General features: G+C 59.6%; 1 protein-coding gene. It reads left to right on the forward strand.

Annotated elements, in window-relative coordinates; translation table 11 throughout:
- Positions 1-141 precede the first annotated feature (141 nt).
- Complete coding sequence (locus JOY50_RS28480; protein ID WP_132846846.1) at positions 142-1,359, forward strand: argininosuccinate synthase; 1,218 nt, start codon at positions 142-144, stop codon at positions 1,357-1,359.
- Positions 1,360-1,521: the final 162 nt, after the last annotated feature.

Raw genomic sequence — 1,521 nt, forward strand, 5'->3', positions numbered from 1 at the left:
CCCCTGGATAGCCCTGCCCCCCCCCGTCGCCCTTCCGACAGTTCCTGTCGCTTTGTCGTCAGAAGCTGTCGCCCCACTGTAAATTTATCCGTAAGGCCGTTAGAATCGATCCCTTTCCGTACAACCCCGTGGAGTGATGGCATGGCGGACGTAAAAAAGGTCGTACTGGCGTATTCCGGCGGCCTTGATACTTCGGTGATTCTCAAGTGGCTGCAGGATACCTACAACTGCGAAGTGGTGACTTTCACCGCTGACCTGGGTCAGGGCGAAGAGGTCGAGCCGGCCCGTGCCAAGGCCCAGGCAATGGGTGTTAAAGAGATCTACATCGACGACCTGCGCGAAGAGTTCGTGCGTGATTTCGTGTTCCCGATGTTCCGCGCCAACACCGTCTACGAAGGCGAGTACCTGCTGGGTACTTCCATTGCCCGCCCGCTGATCGCCAAGCGCCTGATCGAAATCGCCAACGAAACCGGCGCTGACGCCATTTCCCATGGCGCTACCGGCAAAGGCAACGACCAGGTTCGTTTCGAACTGGGTGCCTACGCCCTGAAACCAGGCGTCAAGGTCATCGCCCCGTGGCGTGAGTGGGACCTGCTGTCCCGCGAAAAACTGATGGACTACGCCGAAAAGCACGGCATCCCGATCGAGCGCCACGGCAAGAAGAAGTCGCCGTACTCGATGGACGCCAACCTGCTGCACATCTCCTACGAAGGCGGTGTCCTGGAAGATACCTGGACCGAGCACGAAGAAGACATGTGGCGCTGGAGCGTCTCGCCTGAGAACGCCCCGGACCAGGCAACCTACATCGAGCTGACCTACCGTAACGGTGACATCGTTGCCATCGACGGCGTCGACAAGACCCCGGCCACCGTTCTGGCCGACCTGAACCGCATCGGTGGTGCCAACGGCATCGGCCGCCTGGACATCGTCGAAAACCGTTATGTCGGCATGAAATCGCGTGGCTGCTATGAGACACCTGGCGGCACCATCATGCTCAAGGCCCACCGTGCCATCGAGTCGATCACCCTGGACCGCGAAGTCGCTCACCTGAAGGATGAGCTGATGCCGAAGTACGCCAGCCTGATCTACACCGGCTACTGGTGGAGCCCGGAGCGTCTGATGCTGCAACAGATGATCGACGCCTCGCAGGTCAACGTGAATGGCGTTGTGCGCCTGAAGCTGTACAAGGGCAACGTCACCGTGGTCGGCCGCCAGTCGGACGATTCGCTGTTCGATGCCAACATCGCCACCTTCGAGGAAGATGGCGGTGCCTACAACCAGGCGGACGCTGCCGGCTTTATCAAGCTGAACGCTCTGCGCATGCGCATTGCTGCCAACAAGGGACGTTCGCTGCTCTGATTGTTGGCGCGTGTCGTAAAAACCCCGGCCCAGGCCTAATGCCAGTCAGTTAAGCTGACTGGCATTTTTATTTTCGGGTCGGGTATTTTGCTGGTCGCTGTTTCACCACCCGCGGAAACCATCGATCCGGTCGCCGATGCGGTAGAACATACTGCGCCGCCG

The organism is Pseudomonas sp. BP01, from assembly GCF_022760795.1.
In the GTDB taxonomy this organism is placed as follows: Bacteria; Pseudomonadota; Gammaproteobacteria; order Pseudomonadales; family Pseudomonadaceae; genus Aquipseudomonas; species Aquipseudomonas putida_Q.

What these genes read in the sequence shown, in the direction of transcription:
- JOY50_RS28480 (WP_132846846.1), top strand. Translation starts at nt 142, where the DNA reads ATGGCGGACGTAAAAAAGGTCGTACTGGCGTATTCCGGCGGCCTTGAT.